This window comes from Streptomyces sp. P9-A4, assembly GCF_036634195.1.
GTDB lineage: Bacteria > Actinomycetota > Actinomycetes > Streptomycetales > Streptomycetaceae > Streptomyces.
This window is the reverse complement of the sequence record NZ_JAZIFY010000001.1, coordinates 678,446-695,241: the sequence shown is the minus strand read 5'-3', so window position 1 is coordinate 695,241 and position 16,796 is coordinate 678,446. Positions and strand designations below refer to the sequence as shown.

The 16,796-nt window shown below is 74.3% G+C and carries 16 protein-coding genes and 1 pseudogene; 8 read left to right on the top strand and 9 right to left on the bottom strand.

Annotated features, from left to right (window positions below; translation table 11 throughout):
• Positions 1–33: 33 nt before the first annotated feature.
• A complete protein-coding gene (locus tag V4Y03_RS02915; RefSeq protein WP_332437092.1) occupies positions 34–1,062 on the bottom strand; it encodes a LacI family DNA-binding transcriptional regulator in 1,029 nt (342 codons plus the stop codon).
• A 187-nt stretch (positions 1,063–1,249) separates the two neighbouring features.
• On the opposite strand from V4Y03_RS02915, the gene V4Y03_RS02910 reads away from it, so the two are divergent.
• Positions 1,250–2,260, top strand: a complete 1,011-nt coding sequence (locus V4Y03_RS02910) for an ROK family protein (RefSeq protein WP_332433890.1) — start codon at positions 1,250–1,252, stop codon at positions 2,258–2,260.
• Here V4Y03_RS02910 and V4Y03_RS02905 read toward each other — a convergent pair.
• Positions 2,246–2,428, bottom strand: a complete 183-nt coding sequence (locus V4Y03_RS02905) for a hypothetical protein (protein ID WP_317876394.1) — start codon at positions 2,426–2,428, stop codon at positions 2,246–2,248. The genes V4Y03_RS02910 and V4Y03_RS02905 overlap by 15 nt on opposite strands.
• A gap of 145 nt (positions 2,429–2,573) precedes the next feature.
• Between V4Y03_RS02905 and V4Y03_RS02900 the strand changes: the two genes are divergently transcribed.
• Positions 2,574–3,608, top strand: a complete 1,035-nt coding sequence (locus V4Y03_RS02900; RefSeq protein WP_317876395.1) for an NUDIX hydrolase — start codon at positions 2,574–2,576, stop codon at positions 3,606–3,608.
• 100 nt (positions 3,609–3,708) lie between these two features.
• Here the strand turns inward: V4Y03_RS02900 and V4Y03_RS02895 are convergent, their stop codons facing one another.
• Both V4Y03_RS02895 and V4Y03_RS02890 read right to left on the bottom strand, forming a co-directional pair.
• The gene (locus V4Y03_RS02895; RefSeq protein WP_332437091.1) at positions 3,709–4,401 is read right to left on the bottom strand and encodes an MBL fold metallo-hydrolase; all 693 of its coding nucleotides are present in this window, start codon (positions 4,399–4,401) and stop codon (positions 3,709–3,711) included.
• Between the two features lie 108 nt (positions 4,402–4,509).
• Positions 4,510–5,874 (bottom strand): dipeptidase, encoded by a 1,365-nt coding sequence (locus V4Y03_RS02890; RefSeq protein WP_317876396.1) that lies wholly within the window; start codon positions 5,872–5,874, stop codon positions 4,510–4,512.
• Between the two features lie 464 nt (positions 5,875–6,338).
• Between V4Y03_RS02890 and V4Y03_RS02885 the strand changes: the two genes are divergently transcribed.
• A complete protein-coding gene (locus V4Y03_RS02885) occupies positions 6,339–7,688 on the top strand; it encodes a geranylgeranyl reductase family protein (protein WP_317876403.1) in 1,350 nt (449 codons plus the stop codon).
• A 52-nt stretch (positions 7,689–7,740) separates the two neighbouring features.
• On the opposite strand, the gene V4Y03_RS02880 is transcribed toward V4Y03_RS02885, so the two are convergent.
• On the bottom strand, positions 7,741–8,235 hold the full coding sequence (locus V4Y03_RS02880; RefSeq protein WP_332433889.1) for a nitroreductase family deazaflavin-dependent oxidoreductase: 495 nt from the start codon (positions 8,233–8,235) through the stop codon (positions 7,741–7,743).
• Positions 8,236–8,408: 173 nt separating this feature from the next.
• Here V4Y03_RS02880 and V4Y03_RS02875 point away from each other — a divergent pair, with 173 nt between their 5' ends.
• Positions 8,409–9,104, top strand: a complete 696-nt coding sequence (locus V4Y03_RS02875; RefSeq protein ID WP_332433888.1) for a TetR/AcrR family transcriptional regulator — start codon at positions 8,409–8,411, stop codon at positions 9,102–9,104.
• Between the two features lie 44 nt (positions 9,105–9,148).
• Here V4Y03_RS02875 and V4Y03_RS02870 read toward each other — a convergent pair.
• Positions 9,149–9,562: pseudogene (locus tag V4Y03_RS02870) on the bottom strand (MmyB family transcriptional regulator); the annotation flags it as partial.
• Between the two features lie 161 nt (positions 9,563–9,723).
• Here V4Y03_RS02870 and V4Y03_RS02865 point away from each other — a divergent pair.
• Positions 9,724–11,031, top strand: coding sequence for a sensor histidine kinase (locus V4Y03_RS02865; protein ID WP_332433887.1), 1,308 nt, complete (start codon positions 9,724–9,726; stop codon positions 11,029–11,031).
• Positions 11,028–11,693 (top strand): response regulator transcription factor, encoded by a 666-nt coding sequence (locus V4Y03_RS02860; RefSeq protein ID WP_332433886.1) that lies wholly within the window; start codon positions 11,028–11,030, stop codon positions 11,691–11,693. The genes V4Y03_RS02865 and V4Y03_RS02860 overlap by 4 nt, the downstream gene beginning before the upstream one ends.
• A gap of 177 nt (positions 11,694–11,870) precedes the next feature.
• On the opposite strand, the gene V4Y03_RS02855 is transcribed toward V4Y03_RS02860, so the two are convergent.
• Both V4Y03_RS02855 and V4Y03_RS02850 read right to left on the bottom strand, forming a co-directional pair.
• Complete coding sequence (locus V4Y03_RS02855) at positions 11,871–12,635, bottom strand: maleylpyruvate isomerase family mycothiol-dependent enzyme (RefSeq protein ID WP_317876404.1); 765 nt, start codon at positions 12,633–12,635, stop codon at positions 11,871–11,873.
• A gap of 86 nt (positions 12,636–12,721) precedes the next feature.
• Positions 12,722–13,960 carry an MFS transporter gene (locus V4Y03_RS02850; RefSeq protein ID WP_317876401.1) on the bottom strand — a complete coding sequence of 413 codons (1,239 nt, stop codon included), beginning with the start codon at positions 13,958–13,960 and terminating at the stop codon, positions 12,722–12,724.
• A gap of 127 nt (positions 13,961–14,087) precedes the next feature.
• On the opposite strand from V4Y03_RS02850, the gene V4Y03_RS02845 reads away from it, so the two are divergent.
• Positions 14,088–15,314 carry an ROK family protein gene (locus V4Y03_RS02845; RefSeq protein ID WP_056563430.1) on the top strand — a complete coding sequence of 409 codons (1,227 nt, stop codon included), beginning with the start codon at positions 14,088–14,090 and terminating at the stop codon, positions 15,312–15,314.
• Between the two features lie 77 nt (positions 15,315–15,391).
• On the opposite strand, the gene V4Y03_RS02840 is transcribed toward V4Y03_RS02845, so the two are convergent.
• Positions 15,392–15,862: an SRPBCC family protein gene (locus V4Y03_RS02840; RefSeq protein WP_332433885.1), complete on the bottom strand. Its 471-nt coding sequence runs from the start codon at positions 15,860–15,862 to the stop codon at positions 15,392–15,394.
• Positions 15,863–15,963: 101 nt separating this feature from the next.
• On the opposite strand from V4Y03_RS02840, the gene V4Y03_RS02835 reads away from it, so the two are divergent.
• Positions 15,964–16,728 (top strand): class I SAM-dependent methyltransferase, encoded by a 765-nt coding sequence (locus V4Y03_RS02835; RefSeq protein WP_317878577.1) that lies wholly within the window; start codon positions 15,964–15,966, stop codon positions 16,726–16,728.
• Positions 16,729–16,796 lie beyond the last annotated feature (68 nt).

Here is a 16,796-nt window from a genome sequence, read left to right as displayed (position 1 = left end):
AGTGGTCGTCGGCACGGCAGTGCTCAGCGACGGTCAGTACGGCGTGATCTCGCCCGAGCCCCGGGCGAGGAGCGTCGTGCCGAGGACCACTCGCTCCGGCGCCTCGTCGACCCCGTCGAGCCGCCGGAACAGGCGCTCCGCCGCCGTCCGGCCGAGCGCGGCGGGGTCCTGCGCGACGACCGTGACGCCCAGCAGGTCGGCCAGTTCGATGTCGTCGAAACCGACCAGGGCGACCGGCCGGTCGTGCCCGGCGAGGGCGCGGACCACGGTGACGGTGACCCGGTTGTTCCCCGCGAACAGGGCCGTCACGGGCTCCGGCGCCGCCAGCAACTCGCGTACCGCCGTGCTCACCCGCTCCGGATCCGTGGACCCCAGCGCGATCCGGTCCTCCCGGACGGGGAGGCCCGCGTCCTCCATGGCCGCGCGGTAGCCGCGCAGCCGCTCGGCCGAGGTGTGGATGCGGGGGCGGTCGCCGATGAAGCCGATCCGCCGGTGTCCGTGGGCGATCAGATGGGCCACGCCGTCGTGCGCCCCGCCGAAGCTGTCCGAGAGGACGGCGTCGGCCTCGATCTGCCCCGCCGGACGGTCGACGAAGACGGTGGCGACACCCGCCCTGATCTCCGGCTCCAGATAGCGGTGATCGTCACCGGCGGGGATGACGATCAGGCCGTCGACCCGGCGCGCGCACAGGGCGAGCGCCAACTCCTGCTCCCGGTGCGGGTCCTCGGCGCTTGACCCGTTGATGAGCAGCGACCCGTGCGCCCGCGCGACCTCCTCGACCGCCCGGCTGAGCGGCCCGTAGAACGGGTCGGCGAGATCCTCCAGGACGAGACCGACGGTCGCGGTCCGGCCCTTGCGCAGCACCCGCGCGCTGTCGTTGCGGCGGAAGCCGAGGATCTCGATGGCCTCCCGGACCCGGCGCTCGGTGTCCGGGGTGACCCCCGGCTCGCCGTTCACGACCCGGGACACCGTCTTCAGGCCGACACCCGCGCGCGCGGCGACGTCCTTCATCGTGGGCCGGTTGCCGTAGCGGTGCTCGGAGTGGCGGGCGATATCGGCCACGGTGCGCGGTTCCTTCGTCGTGGGGCGGGACCGGGCATCCGCCGCCAGGGCGCCGTCCGATCGTGTCACTGGCCGAAGCATAGAGTGTGGACAACGTTGTCACGCCGGGGGAGACTGTGCGGGACACCGCCCCGCGAGACGGACATCCCCCGGGTCCGACCGCCGCCGACTGGAGAACCCCGCGCCCATGCAGACCGATTCCGCGACGGTCCCGGCCGAGCGCCGATTCCCTTCCGGCGGCCTCGTCGTCGCCCTCGACATCGGTGGCACCAAGATCGCCGGAGCCCTGGTCGACGCCGGGGGCCGCATCCGGGTCCGCGCGCAGCGGCCCACGCCCGCGCGTGGGGACGGCGAGACGGTGATGCGAGCGGTCGAGGCCGTACTGACCGAACTCTCCGGCTCGCCCCTGTGGGCCTCCGCCGGGGCCGTCGGCATCGGCAGCGCGGGCCCCGTCGACGCGCACCGGGGAACCGTCAGCCCGGTCAACGTGCCCGGCTGGCGCGACTTCCCGCTGGTCGAGCGGGTCCACCGGGCGACGGGCGGACGACCCGTCACGCTGGTCGGTGACGGCGTCGCCATGACGGCCGCGGAACACTGGCTCGGGGCTGCCCGGGGCCATGACAACGCCCTGTGCCTCGTGGTCTCCACGGGCGTCGGCGGCGGTCTGGTCCTCGGAGGACGGGTTCACCCCGGCCCCACCGGCAACGCCGGTCACATCGGCCACATCGTGGTGGACATGGACGGAGACCCCTGCGCCTGCGGCGGACGCGGCTGCGTCGAACGCGTCGCCAGCGGCCCCCACCTGGCCCGCCGCGCCCTGGAAGGCGGCTGGCGGCCGGGACCCGACGGCGACGTCTCCGCCGCGGCCGTGGCCGCCGCCGCGCACGCCGGCGACCCCGTCGCCCTCGCCAGCTTCGCACGCGCGGCGCAGGCCCTGGCGGCGGGCATCGCCGCCACGGCGGCGCTCGTCGAGATCGACATCGCGGTGGTCGGCGGCGGCGTCGCGGGCGCGGGCGAAGTCCTCTTCGCCCCGCTCCGGAGCGCCCTCGCCACCTACGCCACGCTCTCCTTCGTCCGGGACCTGACGGTCGTCCCGGCCGTCACGGGCACGGACGCGGGCCTCCTCGGCGCGGCAGCGGCGGCGCTCGCGGCGGACGGGGGAGGCCCGCCCTCCCCGGCCGCCTCACTCCTCCCGTAGCCGCTCCGGCGTTCGTTGCTCGACGATCACCAGGAAGGCGTCCGACTCCAGGTCCATCACGACCCGGGCCGGCACCCCCTCGTCCCGCCGTGCTCCGGCGAATTCCTCCGCCGGCCAGCTGCCCCGCGGGCCGCCGGCCGGGAAACGTTCGAGAACCGTACGAGTCATCTGCGCACCCCCTCGTGCTTGCGGAACTCAACGACGGCGGCCCGGAAGTGTCACGCACATGCCGAGAAGCCGGGACATGTGTTCGTGGGTTTCCGTGGCAGGGTGTTGCGGGCAAGCCACAGGGGGCTATCCAAGAGGGGGAATCGTGATCGTCTGGGTCAACGGTGCGTTCGGCGCGGGGAAGTCCGGAACCGCACGCGAACTGGTCGATCTGATCCCGAACAGCACGCTGTACGACCCCGAGGTCACCGGCGGGGGACTGCGCCGGCTCCTGCCGGCCAAACGGCTCGCGGAGGTCGAGGACTACCAGGACCTGCCGATCTGGCGGCGCCTGGTGGTGGACACCGCGGCGGCCCTGCTCGCGGAGGTCGGCGGAGTCCTGATCGTTCCGATGACGCTGCTGCGCCAGGAGTACCGCGACGAGATCTTCGGCGGGCTCGCCGCCCGCCGCATCGAGGTGCGCCACGTCCTGCTCGCCCCGGGGGAAACGATCCTGCGACAGCGCATCGACGGACGGGCGGAGTACGGCGACCCCGAGACCGACGCCCGCGTCAGGGAGTGGAGCCACGCGCACATCGCGCCCTACCGCGCCGCGGCGGACTGGCTCACCCGCGACGCCTACGTCCTCGACACCTCGGCGCTCACCGCCACCGAGGCCGCCCGGTCCGTCGCCGACGCGGTCCGGTCCGGCCTCGCCACCCCCTGCGGCATCGTCCAGACCCCCGAGCCGACCGGCGAGACCCTCGCGGCCGGGGTCCTGCTCTTCGACGAGCAGGACCGTTTCCTCCTGGTCGACCCCACCTACAAACCGGGCTGGGAGTTCCCCGGTGGCGTCGTCGAACCCGGCGAACCACCGGCCCGTGCGGGCATGCGTGAGGTGACCGAGGAGATAGGCCTCGAACTGGACGCCGTGCCCCGCCTCCTGCTCGTCGACTGGGAACGCCCCCAGCCCCCGGGCTACGGAGGACTGCGCCTGCTCTTCGACGGCGGAAGGCTCGACGCGGCCGACACCGCGCGTCTCCATCTGCCCGGCGCCGAACTCCGCGGCTGGCGCTTCGTCACAGAGGAGGAGGCAGCCGACCTCCTGCCGCCCGTCCGCTACCGCCGCCTCCGCTGGGCCCTGCGCGCCCGCGAACGCGGCACGGTCCTCAACCTGGAGGCGGGCGTCCCGGTCGGCTGACCTTCAGTGGTCGTCCCCTACGGCCGCCCCCTGCTGAGGAGCCCCTACGGCTGAACTCCCAAGGCCGAACTCCTAAGGCCGAACTCCTCAGGCCGAACCCCTACGCCCGGCCCGCTTCCGCCGCCGCCGCGAACCGCTCCGCCGTGTCCGTGGTCACCGGCGCCCCGTGCCCGCAGCACAGCACCGACGGAGCCAGCTTCGCGAGGCGCCGCATCGAGTCCAGGGCGAGCGGGCGGTCGACGTGCAGGACGCCGAACATCACGTCCGGCACCGAGGCCACCGTGTCCCCGGTGAACAGCACGCCGTGGCGCGGCAGATGGACGGCGATCGAGCCGGGGGTGTGGCCGGGGGCGTGGACCACCACGGCCCCGTCGCCGAAGCCGAGCTCCTCGCCGTCCTCGACCTCCCGGTCCACCCGGGTCGGCGGCGCCTCCGGCGAGGTCAGACCGTGCTCGAACAGCGGGCGTTCCCAGTCGAGGACGTCGGGCTCCGGGACCGGGGCCTCGCCCCGGATCACCGGCGTGTCCAGCCGGTGCGCGAGGATCTCGGCCCCGTGCCGGTCCGCGAGCTCCTGGGCCGAGCCCACGTGGTCCCGGTGGCAGTGGGTCAGCACGATCCGGCGCAGCCGGTCCGGCTCCAGTCCGGCCGCCCGGATCGCCGCCGCCGTCCCGTCCGCCGTGCCGGCCCAGCCCGCGTCGATCAGGGTCAGCTCCTCCTCGTCCTGCCACACGTACGCCTGGCCGATGGAGTAGTCGAGGAGGTGCAACCGAGGGGTGATCCGGGTCGGTTCGATGGATGCCATACGGCGAACCTACGCATCCGCGCAGGTCCGCCGTATGCCTCTACGCTCTCGGCGAGCTTCGCCGAACGCTGAATCGGATCAGTCGTGGGCCGTGGGCCGTCAGGCCTGCTTCGAGCGGGCGTAGTTGACGAGGAAATGCGCCTCGGCGACCGAGAGCCGCTCCAGCTCCTCCGGCGAGACCGACTCGTTCGGCGCGTGGATCTGCGCCTCCGGCTCGCTCAGGCCGATCAGCAGGATCTCCGACTCCGGGTACAGCGACGCCAGCGTGTTGCACAGCGGGATGGACCCGCCCATGCCCGCCGACTGCATCTCCTGACCGGGGTACGCGATCCGCATCGCGTCCGCCATCGACGCGTACGCCGGGCTCGACGTGTCCGCCTGGAACGCCTGCCCCTGGCCGACCTGCTCCAGCGACACGCGCGCGTTCCACGGCGTGTGCTTCTCGATGTGCGCGAAGAGCAGCTTCGTCGCCTCGGCCGCGTCCTGGCCGGGCGGCACCCGCAGGCTGATCTGGGCGCGCGCCGAGGAGGGGATCGACGGGGTCGCGCCGGCCACCGGGTGGCAGTCGATGCCGATCACGGTGACGGCAGGGCGGGCCCAGATCCGGTCCGCGACCGTGCCGGAGCCCGGCAGGTCGACGCCCGCGAGCACCTTCGCGTCCTGGCGGAAGTCCTCCTCCGGGTACTGCAGGCCCTCCCAGGCCTTGTCGCCGGGCAGCCCGTCGATGACGGTGGACCCGTCGGGGCCGCGCAGCGAGTCCAGTACGCGGATCAGCGCGGCCAGCGCGTCCGGCGCGGCGCCGCCGAACTGACCGGAGTGCAGATTGCCCTCCAGGGTCTCGATGCCCACCCGGATCATCGTCATGCCACGCAGGGTCGCGGTCACCGTCGGCAGGCCCACCCGGAAGTTGCCCGCGTCGCCGATCACGATGGCGTCCGAGACGAGGAGTTCGGGGTGCTGCTCGGCGTACCGCTCGAGACCGCCGGTGCCCTGCTCCTCGGAACCCTCGACGATCACCTTGACCGTCACCGGGACGCCGCCGTTGGCCTTGAGGGCGCGCAGCGCGAGCAGGTGCATGACGACACCGCCCTTGCAGTCGGCGGCGCCGCGCCCGTACCAGCGTCCGTTGCGCTCGGTCAGCTCGAACGGCGGGGTGTGCCAGGCGGACTCGTCCAGCTTCGGCTGCACGTCGTAGTGCGCGTAGAGCAGGACCGTCGGCGCGCCGGCCGGGCCGGGCAGGATGCCGTAGACCGACTGCGAACCGTCCGGGGTGTCGAGCAGCGCCACGTCCTGGAAGTCCTCGGCGCGCAGGGCGTCCGCGACCCAGTTCGCGGCGGCCTCGCACTCGCTGCGGGGCGCCACGGCCTCGTCCGCCACCGACTCGAAGGCCACCAGCTCGGTGAGCTCGGCCTTGGCCCGGGGCATCAGGGACCGGACGGTCTCGGCGATCGGATTCGAGGTCATGGGCACGCTCCTGATGGGTGCGACGTTACGACGTAAGGACGGCGTTCGGCGTATGTCGTGGTACGGCGAACGCACCGCCGATCCTACGGCGCGGGTGCCTGGCTACCGCGCCGTAGGATGCGTCAGGAGCAGACCACCGGTCGGATCAGGAGCAGAAGCACATCGTGAGCAGCGAGCACGCAGAGAACGCCGGTCCGGAGAACACCGCGCCCGAAGGCGCGACTCCTGAGGGCATCGGTGTGGAGGCAGCGGCGACGGAACCGGCGAAGGACGGGGCGCCGGACGGGACCACGGAGAAGGCCGGGGCCGGGGCGGATGCCCCGGGTGACGATGCGTCGGACGGGGTGGGCGAGGCGGCCGGGCCGGCTGTGGCGTCCGAGCCGTTCGACGCGGCTGAGGTCCCCGCGTCGGCCGAGTCGTCCGAGGTCCCCGAGCCGGCGGAGTCGGCCGAGGTATGGGACGTCGTGGTCGTCGGTGCCGGGCCGGCCGGGGCCTCCGCGGCCTACGCGGCGGCCGTGGCCGGGCGCCGGGTGCTGATCCTGGAGAAGTCGGAGCTTCCCCGCTACAAGACCTGCGGCGGCGGCATCATCGGCCCCTCCCGCGACTCCCTGCCGCCGGGCTTCGAACTGCCGCTCCAGGACCGGGTGCATGCCGTCACCTTCTCCCTGGACGGACGCTTCGCCCGCACCCGCCGCTCGCGCAAGATGCTCTTCGGGCTCATCAACCGGCCCGAGTTCGACGCGCAGCTCGTCGAGCACGCGCAGAAGGCCGGTGCCGAGCTGCGGACCGGCGCCACGGTGAGCCGGGTGGAACAGCACGGCCCGGCCGTGCCGGACCGGCGGACCGTCGCCGTCGTCCTCGCCGACGGCGAGACCGTGCTCGCGCGCGCGGTCGTCGGCGCCGACGGCAGCGCCAGCCGGATAGGCGCTCACGTGGGGGTGAAGCTCGGTCAGGTCGACCTGGGCCTCGAAGCGGAGATTCCCGTCCCGCCGTCCGTGGCGGAGGACTGGAAGGGCCGCGTCCTCATCGACTGGGGCCCGATGCCCGGCAGCTACGGATGGGTCTTCCCGAAGGGCGACACGCTGACCGTCGGTGTCATCTCGGCGCGCGGTGAAGGCGCCGCGACCAAGCGGTACATGGAGGACTTCGTCGCCCGGCTCGGGCTGTCCGGCTTCGAGCCCACCATCTCCTCCGGTCATCTGACGCGCTGCCGCACCGACGACTCGCCGCTCTCCCGCGGCCGGGTCCTCGTCTGCGGTGACGCGGCCGGTCTCCTGGAGCCGTGGACGCGTGAGGGCATCTCGTACGCGCTCCGCTCGGGCCGGCTCGCCGGCGAGTGGGCGGTACGGGTCGCCGAGGCCAACGACGCGGTCGACGCCCGGCGCCAGGCCCTGAACTACGCCTTCGCCATCAAGGCCGGGCTCGGCGTCGAGATGGCCGTCGGCCGGCGGATGCTCACGGTCTTCGAGCGGCGACCGGGGCTGCTGCACGCGACGATAACGGGACTGCGGCCGGCCTGGAACGCCTTCGCGGACATCACCCGCGGCTCGGCGACCCTCGGCGGCATGGTCCGCTCGAACGGCATGGCCCGGCGCGCGCTGGAACTCCTCGACAAGCGCATGGACACCACGACCGGAGTCGGCCCCGCGGGCCGGGGAGTCGCGCAGAGGGAGCGATCGGCGCCGGAGAACGCGGGTGAGGGCGAGGGCGCGGACGCGGGTGCCGGCGTTGGCGCGGGCACGGCCTCCGGCGCGACCGAGGGTGCGGCCACGAAGGACGCCCAGGAGGCTCCGGGGGCTCCCGAGGCCGTCTGAGGTTCCCGGGATGTGATGCGTACGGCGGACGGGCTCCGCCGCTCCGGTCGGCTCATGCCGCCGGAGTGGCGGGGCCCGTCGGCGTGATGCGGAAGACGGGGTGCTTGGGGGCGATGGCACGCAGCTCCGCGTCGGAGGATTCGGCGCCGACGCCGCCGAAGAAGGCGCCGACCTCGGCCTTCCAGCGCTTGAGGTAGGCGCGGAGGAGTGCGGGCTTGTCGTCATCGGAGACCTCGACGGCGGTGAACTCCTGCACGTGCTTGCCGAGGATCAGCTGCCCGCCCCCCGCGGCCCGCATGTTGTGGGTCCACTGGACGTGGCCGCGAGGCGCCACGAGGTACCGGACGCCGTCGACGGTGAGGAGGTTGACGGGGGTGCGGCGCCACTCGCCGCTCTTGCGGCCCCGGACGGCGAGGACCCGGGAGCCCCAGACGCTGAACCCGCGCCGGGTCGCCCAGGCGACGGCGCGGTTGAACACGTTCACCGTGAACCAGCCGGGCTTCACGACGTGTGCGGCGGGGGTGGAGTCGCTGTGGCGAGCGGGCATGTCTTCCTCCTGTGGAAGCGATGGGGCGGTGGGGCGACGGGCGTCGGGACGGCGGCGGAAGCGAAGTGTGAGCACTGCTCTCGCTTGAGATCAGTGTGCACGCATCGCCGCTCACAATCAAGAGCGGCGCTCTCGTTTCGTATCGGCGCTCTGGAAATGGCACACTGCTCTCCATGACGACCGTTCGAGGAGCCCGCGCCCGCGCCCGCATCGAGATCACCGCAGCCATCAAGGACGAGGCCCGCACCCAGCTCGCAGCCGAAGGCGCCGCGAAGCTGTCCCTGCGCGCCGTCGCCCGCGAACTCGGCATGGTGTCCTCGGCGCTCTACCGCTACTTCCCGAGCCGCGACGACCTGCTCACCGCCCTCATCGTCGACGCCTACGACGCCGTCGGCGCCGCCGCCGAGCGGGCCGCCGCCGAGACCGCCGACCGGCGCCCCCTGGAACGCTGGACCGCCGTCTGCCGGGCGGTCCGCGCCTGGGCCGTCGCCCACCCGCACGAGTACGCCCTGATCTACGGCTCGCCGGTCCCCGGCTACACGGCCCCGCAGGACACCATCGCCCCCGCCGCCCGCGTAGGACTCGTCCTCATCGAGATCGCCCGCCGCGCCCACACCGGCGAGGGCGTCGCCCTCCCGCCGCTCCCGGAGGCCCTCCGCCCCGAGGCCGCCCGGCTGGCCGCCGACATCGCCCCGGACCTGCCCCCGGCGCTCGCCGTCGGCCTCGTGGCCGCCTGGTCGCAGCTCTTCGGCCTGATCTCCTTCGAGGTCTTCGGCCAGTTCCACCGGGTCGTCGAGGACCGCGACACCTTCTTCGCGACGGCCGCCCGCCGACTCGGCCAGGACGTGGGCCTGCTGCCGCGCGGCTGACCCGGTACGAGGGGCCTGGGGCTGCGCCGCCATCCGTCAGCCGGTCACGGGTGGCGGTGCTGTGTGTCCCGTACGGGCGGTGCGGTCCGGGGCGTCGTCATGTCGAGCAGGGTCATGGCGTCGTGGTCGGGGGTGCCGGGTTCGGCGGTGTAGACGCCGAGCCGTTGGCCGGGGGTGCCGTCGAGGAACATGGACTGACCGGTGAGGTTCATGGTGCCGACCTGCGGGTGGTGGAAGGTCTTGCGGGCGGGCTTGGCGCCGGTGACCTCGTACCGTTCCCAGAGCCCGGCGAACTCGGGGCTCTTGAGGAGGAGTTCACCGACGATTCCGACCAGGTCGGGGGCGTCGGGGGCGTCGGGGGCGGTGCCGGCGGTGGCGCGCAGGCGGACGACGCAGGCCCGGACCTGGCGGTCCCGGTCGGGGAACAGCACGCGCGACGCGGGGTGGAGGAAGACGACACCGGCAGCACCCTGTTCTTCGACCACCACGATCCCGCCATGGTCGACTGGCTCGCCCAGCGCCGCGTCGGCTGAGCCGCCCGTCTACTCCGGTGGAAGTACGCGTGACCACCCCGTCTGGCTGACGTCCTCGGAGCGCCCCCGCGACTAGCGTGGCGGGCATGGACCAGGAGCGGACCGGCGGGCGCGGGCACCGGCACGAGGACGGACCCCTCGCACACGGACGCGAACGCGCGAGCGGACGACGTCGCGGGCCCGGGTGGCGCGGGCACGGCATCGCGGAGTCCCGGCTCGACGGCCGGGAGCCCCACCACCCCCGCCGCCCCGGCAGCCGTGGCCTGCCCTGGCGCTCCACCGTCCTCATCACCCTGATCGTCATGGCCGGGACCGGCTTCGCCGCCCGCAACCAGCCCGACCGCGAGGCGGTCGACGCGCTCGGGCGCGCCCTGCTGCTCCTCGGGGCGGCGCCGCTGCTGTTCCGCTACCGGTGGCCCGTACCCGTGGTGTTCACCGTCGCGGCCGTCACCCTCGGCTACCTCGTGGCCGGATACCCGTACGGCCCGGTCTTCGTCCTGATCGCCGTCGCCTGCTTCGCTGCCGTCGTACGCGGTCACCGCACCGCCGCCGCATGGGCCCTCGGCCTCCTCTGGACCGGCCACCTGCTGCTCTCGCACTGGCTCTACCAGTGGCTGCCCCCGGCGGGTGACGGCCCGGCCCCCTGGGGACAGGAGCTCCCGGCGGCGGCGTTCGCCGTCGCCGTACTGGCCGCCTCCGAGACCGTACGGGTGCGGCGCGAGCAGCGGGCGCAGCTGCGGGCCGAGCGGGCTGCCGCCGAGCGGCGCCGCGCCGACGAGGAGCGGCTCCGCATGGCCCGGGAGCTCCACGACGTGCTCGCCCACTCGATCTCCGTGATCAACGTGCAGGCCGGCGTCGGCCTGGCCCTCCTCGACTCCGACCCCGAGCAGGCCCGCACCGCGCTGACCACCATCAAGGCGGCCAGCAAGGAGGCGCTCGGCGAGGTGCGCCAGGTCCTCGACACCCTCCGTACGCCCGGCGACGCACCGCGCGCCCCGGCCCCCGGGCTCGACCGGCTCCCCGAACTCGTCGAACAGGCCGCCGCCACCGGTCTCACCGTCACCGTGGCGACGAGCGGACCGCGTACGGCCCTGCCACCGGGCGCCGACCTCGCCGCCTTCCGGATCGCGCAGGAGGCCCTCACCAACGTGGTGCGCCACTCCGGTTCCCGTACGGCCCGGGTACGGATCGCGTACGGCTCCGGCCGGGTGGACCTGACGGTCGACAACGAGGGCCCCGCCACCGGGACCGAGGCGGGCGGCAGCGGCAACGGGCTCGCCGGGATGCGGGAGCGGGCCGCCGCCCTCGGTGGCACCATCGAGGCGGGCGCCCGCCCGGACGGCGGCTTCCGCGTCCACGCCGTACTCCCGCTCCGCACCGAGGAGACCTCGTGATCCGTGTGCTGCTGGCCGATGACCAGTCGCTGGTACGGGCGGGGTTCCGCGCCTTGCTCGACGCCCAGCCGGACATCGAGGTGGCGGGCGAGGCGGCCGACGGCGCCGACGCGGTGGAGGGGGTGCGGACCCTGCGCCCCGACGTGGTCCTCATGGACATCCGCATGCCCCGGCTCGACGGCCTCGAGGCCACCCGGCGCATCACGGACGACCCGGACCTCGGCGAGGTCCGGGTCGTCATGCTGACCACCTTCGAACTCGACGAGTACGTCTTCGAGGCGATCCGCGCCGGGGCCTCCGGCTTCCTCGTCAAGGACACCGAGCCGGAGGAACTGCTCCGCGCCGTCCGCGCGGTCGTCCACGGTGACGCCCTGCTCTCGCCGGGCGTCACCCGTCGGCTGATCGAGGAGTTCGCCGCCCGCTCCAAGGCCCCGGGGGTCACCGCCGCGCTCGGCGTGCTGACCGAGCGGGAGCGGGAGGTGATGGCCCTGGTGGGGATCGGTCTGTCGAACGTGGAGATCGCCCGCCGCCTCGTCGTCAGCCCGCTCACCGCCAAGACCCACGTCAGCCGCGCCATGGTGAAGCTCGGCGCCCGGGACCGCGCCCAACTCGTCGTCCTCGCCTACGAGTCGGGGCTCGTGCGGCCGGGATGGCTGGGCTGAGTCGGGGTCGCCCGGGGCCGGGAGGGGCCGGGCGGGGTGGACCGAGGCAGGCTCTCGGGGTCGGTCAGGGGCGGCTCATAGGCGGTCGGGGCAAGTCGGGGTCGGCTCGGGGTCGGATCCCGGAGCCGGATCCCGGAGCCGGATCCCGGAGCCGGATCCCAGAGTCGGATCCCGGCGTCAGATCCCGGAGTTCTCCCGCCACAGCCGGGCGAGTCCCTCGTCGCCGGTGAGCGTCACCGCCTCGACGGGCAGCCGGTTCCAGAGCATCAGGTACAACCGGTCGGCGGGGCCGCTCAGTTCGGCGTCAGGTGTTTCCGCCGCCGCGCTCCCCGTCGCTGCCGCCGCGTCCTCGCGCTCCGTCCGGGGCGGTTCGTCCGCCGACAGGCGTACGGTCCAGGCGTCGCCGGTGTCCGTCGTCCGCATCCGCAGGGTCCGGGGCTCGGTCGTACGGACCCGGCTGCGGTCCCGGCCGTGGAAGCCCCGCAGCAGTTCGTCGATGCCGTCGGCGGCGACGGCCGGGTCCACCGGCCCGGGGCCGGCCGCGAGCGCGGACTCGGCGTCCGCACGGTGGACGGTCGTCTCGTGGGCCTGCCGCCGTGCCCAGGACGCCAGCGGCGAAGGCGCGGGCAGGAAGGTCCAGCACTCCAGCGTCTCGGGCGCCGCCCGGAGCGCCGCCACCAGGGCCGTGTGGCCCTCGCGGTAGTACGCGAGCAGCGCGTCGCCGTCGAGGTCCGGTCCTTCGGCCGGCGGCAGGGGCGAGGTGCGCCGCTCGACCACCAGGTCAGTGGCCCAGCGGTGCACCTTCGCCGTGTGCCGGAGGAGGTCCCTGATCCGCCACTCGGGGCAGGTCGGCACCTCCGCGTCCGGGCCGGCCTCCGCCGCCGCGTCCGCCAGGGCCCGGCCGGCCTCTTCCAGTGCGTCGATGTGCTCCGCGATCTTCATGGTTCCCCCGGTGTTCTCGTCCATGGCGCCGATTCTCGCAGCCCGGAGGCAGGAACGCCGGAGTTCCTGACACCTGTGGCGAGGAATCAACCCGCCCTGGACTCCCCGGCGTTCCGTGCCCAGTAGCCCATCGCCGCCGCTCCGGCGGCGAGCACCGCGACCGTGGTGAGTGCCACGGGCAGCGAGATCAGGTCGGCGAGGAAGCCGATGGACGGCGGCCCGAGCAGCATCCCTCCGTAGCCCAGCGTGGACGCCGTCGCCACCCCGCCGGGTCCGGCCACCGCGCCCGCGCGGGCCACGGCGACGGGGAAGATGTTGGCGAGTCCGAGACCGGTCACCGCGAAGCCGAGGAGCGTGGCCCAGACGGTGGGTGCGAGCGCGCCGAGCAGCATCCCGGCGGCGGCCGTCGCGCCGCCCGCGACCAGGGTGCGGGTCTGGCCGAGGCGTTCGAGCAGGGCGGTGCCGGAAAGACGCCCGGCGGTCATCGTCAGGGCGAAGACGGAGTACCCGGCGGCGGCGACCCCGGGGTGTGCGCCGAGGTCCTGTTCGAGATGGAGCGCGCCCCAGTCGGCGAGCGCGCCTTCGCCGTACGCCGTGCAGAGCGCGATCACCCCGAAGACGAGCACGGTGCGCCGCGCCGCTTTGGACGGCCGCGCGCCGCCGCCGTCCCCGGGGGCGGGCGTGGGCGTGAGGGACTCCGGCGTGGCGGGGGAGGGGTGCCGCAGGAGTACGGGCCCGGCGGCGGCGGTCAGGACCAGCCCGACGCCCGTGAGGCCCAGCAGATGAGCGGTGGGGGACAGGCTTCCGGCGAGCAGCCCGCCGAGCCCCGCGCCCAGCATGCCGCCGAGGCTGAACGCGGCGTGGAAGCTCGGCATCACCGGGCGCCGCAGCGCGGTCACGAGGTCGACGGCGGCGCTGTTCATCGCGACGTTGATGCCGCCGTACGCGGCGCCGAAGACGAGCAGGACGAGTCCGAGCGCGAGCGGGGAGCGGGTCAGCGCCGGCAGGGCGACGGAGAGCGAAAGGAGGACGGCGGTCACCACGGTGACGGTGTGCGCGCCGTAACGGCGGCACAGACGGCCCGTCAGGGTCATGGTGATCACGGCGCCCGCCGAGACCCCGAGGAGGGCGAGGCCGAGATCTCCGGCCGAGGCGCCGGTCTGCTGCTTGACGGCGGGGATCCGGACCACCCAGCCGGCGAACAGGAAGCCGTCGAGGGCGAAGAAGAGGGTCAGGGCGGAGCGGAGGCGGGGCAGGGCGTCGGTGGCGGTGTCTCCGCCGGAACCCCCCGATACGGCCATCCGCACTTTGTTTAGTAGCGGCACAAACTAAGGATAGGGGGCGACGGCGGCCGGAATCAACCGTGCGGGCAGCGCGGGAACACGGGCCGGAACCGTGCGCCCACCGGAGTACGGGACCGTCGTACCGCCCGATCGTGGGAGACTCGCCCCCATGAACGGCAAGGCGACGACGACCCGGACACGGCTGGACAGGGGGCGCAACGCGCTCGGCCCCGCGCTGGAACTGGTGCACACCGGAAGGGCGCCGACACGGGCCGTCCTCACCGCCGAACTCGGCGTCACCCGCGCCACCGCCGGGGCGGTCGCCGCCGAACTCGAGGCCCTCGGCCTCATCCGCGTCGACTCCAACCCCGGCGCCGCCGCCGGCTCCCAGGGCCGGCCCTCGCACCGCCTCGCCGTCGACGAGAAGGGCCCCGTCGCCCTCGCCGCCCAGGTCCACGCCGACGGCTTCCGCGCCGCCCTCGTCGGCCTCGGCGGCACCATCGTCGCCACCGCCCCCGGCTGCGTCACCGTCTCCGCCGACCCCGCGCAGGTCCTCGGCGCCGTCGTCGACGCCGGTGCCGCGCTGCTCCGCGAGAGCGGCCGCCGCTGCGTGGGCGCCGGGCTCGCCGCCCCCTCCGCCGTGGCCGAGCCCGAAGGTACCGCGCTCAATCCGCTGCACCTCGCCTGGCCCGCCGGTGCGCAGGTCCGGCAGATCTTCGCCGAGCGGGTACGGGCCGCCGGTATCGAAGGCCCCGCCTTCACCGGCAACGACGTGAACCTCGCCGCCCTCGCCGAGCACCGCCACGGCGCCGGGCGCGGCGCCCGCGACCTGCTGTGCGTGGCCACCGGCCACCGGGGCGTCGGCGGCGCGCTCGTCCTCGACGGGCGCCTGCACACGGGCAGCGCGGGCCTCGCCCTGGAGGTCGGCCACCTCACGGTGAACCCGGAGGGCCGCCCCTGCCACTGCGGCAGCCGGGGCTGCCTGGACGTCGAGACCGACCCGCTCGCCTTCCTGACCGTCGCGGGCCGCACCCCCGGCCCCGAGGTCTCCCTGCTCCAGCAGTCCCGCGACCTGCTGCGCACCAGCCCCGACGACCCGGGCGTCCGGGTCGCCGTCGGGGAGCTGATCGACCGTCTGGGCCTCGGCCTCGCGGGCCTGGTGAACATCCTCAACCCGGACCGGATCATCCTGGGCGGCCTCCACCGGGAACTCCTCGACGCCGACCCGGAGCGCCTCCGCGCGGTCGTCGCCGACCGCAGCCTCTGGGGCCGCAGCGGCGGTGTACCGATCCTCCCCTGCACCCTGGACCACAACAGCCTCGTGGGCGCCGCCGAGCTGGCCTGGCAGCCGGTCCTGGACGACCCGCTGGCCGCTTTGAGCCGCGAGGCGGTCTGAGCAGGCCCGAGCCGTCCGAAGCGCCCTGAGCGGTCGGAACGCCCGGTGCGCGCATCGGCCCCGTCAGGCGCCCGCCGCTACACCTCCGGCCGGCCCTCCGCCAGCGCGGCCAGGCGGTCGAGTGCCATGCGGGTGCCCGTCTCGTTGTCGGCGGCGGGGACCCCGTCGGGAACGCCCTCGTGGACGAGGATCACCTCGGTCCCGCCCTCCATCGGGATCAGCGTGGTCGTAAGGGTCATCGGGCTCCGCAGTCCGGGGTCGTCCGTCTCGAACTCGGTGACCTCGACCACCCGTTCGTCCGGCAGCAGCTCCACGAAGCGCCCGTGGTACGTGTCCGTGCGGGCCCCCGACTTGCCGGTTCCGCCCTCCTCTGCCCCGTACGTCAGGGAGACCCGGAAGACACCCCCCTCGCGTGCGTCGAAGTCGTGTACCTCGCAGGTCATTCCGTACGGCACCCGCCAGCGTGCGACGGCCTCCGGATCGAGGAGGGCCCGGTACACGGCCGAGGGCGGGGCGTCGACATGGCGGGAGACGCGAGTGCTGTACACGCCTTCCAGGCTAGGACGAGTCCGCGCGCACCGCGCTTCTTCGGCCCCTTCGGCCGAAAACCGCTGGGAGAGCGGGCCCGGACGACGTACCGTTCCGCTCCGTGACCACCCAAAGTGATCTTCCTCCGCGCCTCGGCAGTCTCACCTTCCACGGCCCGCTCTCCGAGGCCCGTGCCGCGCGCCTCATCGAGCGCCTCGCCGGCACCGGGCCCGCCGATGTGCTCGACATCGGCTGCGGCTGGGGCGAGTTGCTCCTGCGCGTCCTGGACGCCGCGCCCACCGCCAAGGGCGTCGGCATCGACATCAACGCCGAGGACCTGGCCCGTGGCCGCAAGCTCGCCGAGGCGCGCGGGCTCGCCGACCGGGTCGAGTTCGTCGAGGAGTCGGCGCTCGGCACCGAGCGCGGCCCCGTCGACGCGATCCTCTGCCTCGGGTCCAGCCAGGCGCTCTGCGACCCCGAGGTGCACGACCCCGCCGCCGCCCTGCGCGAACTGCGCCGTCTCGTCCGCCCCGGGGGCCGGGTCGTGCTCGGCGAGGGCTTTTGGGAGCACGCCCCCACCGACGCCGAGCTGGCCGCCATGTGGCCCGGCGCGCACAGCGGCGACCACCTGAGCCTGGGCGCCCTCGTCGACCTCGCGATCGAGGCGGGCTTCCGCCCCGCGTGGATCGAGACCGCGAGCCAGGACGAGTGGGAGGAGTTCGAGTCGGGCTACCGCCACGACACCGAGGTCTGGCTCGCCGCCCACCCCGACCACCCGCTCGCCGCCGAGACCCGCGAGCGCGTCGACCGGCAGCGCTCGACCTGGGTCAACGGCTACCGGGGCGTCCTCGGCATCGCGTACCTCACGCTGGTCGCCGTGGCCTGACCCGAGCGGGGGCGGCGGGGAACGCGGGCCCGCGCCCGCCTCCCCGGGCTCAGATCGATCGCGGTCAC